This window comes from Streptomyces sp. NPDC044061, assembly GCF_056434305.1.
This window is the reverse complement of sequence record NZ_JBWKFL010000143.1, coordinates 1-3591: the sequence shown is the minus strand read 5'-3', so window position 1 is coordinate 3591 and position 3591 is coordinate 1. Positions and strand designations below refer to the sequence as shown.

2 protein-coding genes and 2 pseudogenes are annotated in these 3591 nt (G+C 68.4%); all 4 read right to left on the bottom strand.

Features of this window, described 5'->3' with window-relative positions; all coding sequences use genetic code 11:
- Window positions 1-81: 81 nt before the first annotated feature.
- On the bottom strand, window positions 82-294 hold the full coding sequence (locus tag AC07CM_RS50580; protein WP_478883310.1) for a hypothetical protein: 213 nt from the start codon (window positions 292-294) through the stop codon (window positions 82-84).
- A gap of 250 nt (window positions 295-544) precedes the next feature.
- A pseudogene (locus AC07CM_RS50575) lies at window positions 545-885 on the bottom strand (transposase); the annotation flags it as partial.
- Window positions 886-1282: 397 nt separating this feature from the next.
- A complete protein-coding gene (locus AC07CM_RS50570) occupies window positions 1283-2659 on the bottom strand; it encodes an IS1380 family transposase (protein ID WP_478883309.1) in 1377 nt (458 codons plus the stop codon).
- A 220-nt stretch (window positions 2660-2879) separates the two neighbouring features.
- Window positions 2880-3591, bottom strand: a pseudogene (locus tag AC07CM_RS50565) (IS701 family transposase); the annotation flags it as partial.

The window sequence follows — 3591 nt, the reverse complement described above, 5'->3', positions numbered from 1 at the left end:
TCGGCGGCGTCAAGGACACCGGCTGGGGCCAAGAGGGCGGAACAGAGGGAATCGAACCCTACCTGATCCACAAAACAGTACTCAGCGCCTGATCATGCGTCGAACCGGCGCCATCCACAGCAGATCGAGATCAGCGGGTTTCAGGTCCGAATCCGTGCCGCCGCCGCGCAGCAGCCGCTCGACCTGCACTTGCAGGACGGTGCCGCACAGGATAGGCAAGGGCTTGTCCTCGGGCCCGCCGCTCCACCAGCAGGAGCGGCGGGCCACCAGGTTGTGCCAGGCGCGGATGGTCACTTTCCCGTAGCGGTCGCTGTCGAGGCGGATCTCGCAGTCGGGGGCGGGCAGGCACAGGAATACTTCGCGCCGTGCCGCTAGAGGCGCCCGTCGGTGCCCGGCCGCCGTGGCGGCGGGTCGAAGTGGGGGTGCCGGCTGCCACGCAGTCGCCCTAGGAACCGGACGGCCAGGCAGTCCAGCTCGGTGGCCAGTTCTGCGCCCCGGTAGCTGGCGTCCAGCAGGACCAACGGCAGTGGGGCGCACAGGTGCCAGTGGCGGTCGGCCCGGCCTTGCGTCCCTCCTGCTCGCGGATCAATCGGTGTAGGTGGACGCCCAGTTCCTCGATCGTGCCGTCGGCGGTCCAGGCGCTGAAGTGTGAGAGGACGGTGGTGTGGGGCGGGAAGTCGTGCGGGAGGTAGCGCCAGAGGATGCCGGTTCGGTTGACGTAGAGGATGGCGTTCATGACTTCGCGCAGGTCGACGACTTGCCGCCGAGGTTGGGCGAGGTCTTCTATCGCTCGGCTCGCCATGCGGTGAGCGTCGGCTCCATCAGGGCCCAGCGGGCGTCGGACAGATCGCTCGGATAGGGCTTGCGAAGCGGCTGAGTTGTCATAACAGCACTGATACGGCAGGGGTTGGGGTCCGCATATCGCTCGTCTGGGTGGCCGTCGGGGGTGATCCGCTCATATTCGAACCGGACAGGAGGTGTTGGTGCAGAGATCGCGACAACACGCCCGACAGGCAGCGGGCGTCGCGCCTGCATATTCGGGGCAGGGCAGATCAATTGGCTGATCTCGGGCGGTCGACAAAATATCCAAACCTGCACGTCAGCAGTGTGGACGTCCTCTAACCTCGATCTTTCGCGAGGGTCCGCCGACGGAGTCGGTGGACCCTTTCGCTTTCCGGGGCTGACAGTGGGCAGGCCGGCGGCCCGGTTGTCGCATCGGGTGGGCGCCGGGTTCCACTGGCCGGTGGGTGATGTTGTCGTCGGGCGGTTGGCAGGTTGCTGGTCAGCCGGGGGTGGGCAGGAGCGCGAGTCGTTCGAGGGCGGCGGTGATCTCGCGGGTCCAGGGCCAGTGCTGGGCGAGGCGGAGGATCCTGCGTCGGCCGGTGGTGACGAGTTGGGCGGCTGCGGAGAACAGGCGGAATCGCAGGCGGCGGGGTTCCCAGAGTCGGGCCTTGCCGGTGAGGGCAAGCATGGACATCCAGGCCAGCAGGTCGAGGGCGATCTGGACGATCTCCAGCCAGACCTTGTTCTGGGCGGTTGTGTGCAGGGGCAGGTTGCGCAGGCCGGTGGCCCGGGCGGCCCGGATCCGGTCCTCGGCCCGGGCCCGCAGCCGGTGACGGAGCTCGAGCTCGGCGATCGGCCGGTCAGGGGTGTTGGTCGCGAAGCAGGTGATCCGCATGCCGTCCGCGTCCGTGATCCTCAACTGAGCACCAGGATGGGGCCGTTCCTTTCGGACGATCAGTCGCATGCCCTTGGGCCAGCCGTCCAGGAGCTTGCCGGTGAGCTCGGCGACCCAGGCCCCGTCACGGGCCTCGCCGTCGGTCTCGACGGCCGGGGACCAGGCTGAGGCGGGGACCTTCAGCACGTGTTCGTGGATCGTTTCGGTGATCACCATGCCGACCGAGTAGGACAGCCATCGGCCTCGCCTGGCGAGCCAGGAGACGAATTCGTGGGTGCCGCCGGCGGAGTCGGTGCGGATGAGGGTCTGCCGCCCTCGCCGGTAGCGCTTGGGCAGTTGGGCCAGGGCAAGTTGGGCGGTGGTGATGTGGTCGGCTGCGGTGTTGGAGCCCGCGTTTCCCGGCCTGAGGAGGGCGGCGACGGGCTCACCGGTTCCGCCCGGTCCGTGGTCGAGGAAGGCCGTCAGCGGGTGATGGCCGAAGGTCTTCTTCCAGGTCGGGGCCGCGTCCTCCTTGTCGGAGTGGGCGATCACGAGGACGCCGTCGAGATCGATGACGACCTGGCCGTCGGCGTCCGGGGCGTTCTTGCCGGCCAACGACCATGCACGACTACGGACTTCGGACCGTGCGGACCGGATGGCCTGCAGGGCTTTGTCGCCGGAGGTGGCGAGGGTGTCGATCAGACGGGAGATGGTCGGGTCCGAGGCGACCGGGCCGAAGACGGCCGGCTCGCACCGCAGCATCGCGAGGTCCGCGAGGCAGTCCCCGCCCAGTGCGACCGCCAGGGCGACGTCCAGGAGGGCCTTGCCGAGATCGTGGACGGCCCGCGGTTTGCGCCACGGAGTCAGAGCCTGGGATATGGCCTGGTCAAGACCGGTCTTGCGGACCGTTTCGACGAGCAGGACCGACCCGGCCTGGGAAACGACCTGGCGGCCGTCGTCCTGGACACGGACACGGGGGTAGGACCCGATAGAGTGCTTCACCTGGGAAGTGCCTCCGGCGGCGGCAGGAACAAGGACCTCGACAATCCTCACTCTTGCTGGTCAGGGGCACTTTCTGCTTTCCTGACCGCCTGCCGGACAGCCCGCTTCATGAAAGCGCGAGGCTAATAGGACCTCCGTTAGGTCCGTCTCGATCTTGATGTTGTGTGTGGCCTGCTGGGCAGGGGTTGGTTGCAGGTGGTGCAGATGCCGGTCCAGCACCTCAGGATGTCCTGGAGGGCGTCGAGGGTCTGGTAGAGAGTGAGCCCGGTGCGGGAGCTTTTGGGGCCAGACGCTGTTCGGTAAGAAACGCGTGCGCTGCGGTCACGAGGGTGACGTGGCGGTGCCAGCCGGGCCAGGAACGGCCTTCGAAGTGATCCAGACCCAGGCCGTGCTTGAGTTCACGGCAGTCGTGCTCGATGCGCCAGCGGACCTTGGCCAGACGGACCAGGTCTGCGATCGGGGGGGTGTCAGCAGGCAGGCTTGGACAGCCAGTAATCGCTGGGAGTCTCGGCGTCGTCCGGCCACTCGACCAGCAGCCAGCAGTCAGGCAGAATCCCGTCCCACCAGCCCTGCTCGGCTGAGGCAGCGGCCCGGATCGGACGCTCGACGGCGTTACCCGCCGGGCGGACACGCACGGCGGCGAAGCGGGACCGTAACTCTCCTCGTGATCCCTGCCGCCAGGTCAGGGAGGTGAATGCCTCCTGCCCGAGGCCGGCGGCCAGGGCTGCCACCGAGGGTGCGGGGCGGCGGTAGCGGGGCTGAGGCCAGCAGCCGACGGGTCCGTTGCGGTCCGGGGCCACGGGCTTCGCGTCGAACGGGTGGGCGGAAACGTCCGCGCGGACGGCCAGCACGTAGTGGAGTCCGCGGTCGGACAGTGCCGCCCGGACGTGGGCGTTGGTGCCGTAGGCGGCATCGGCCACCACGACGGGCGG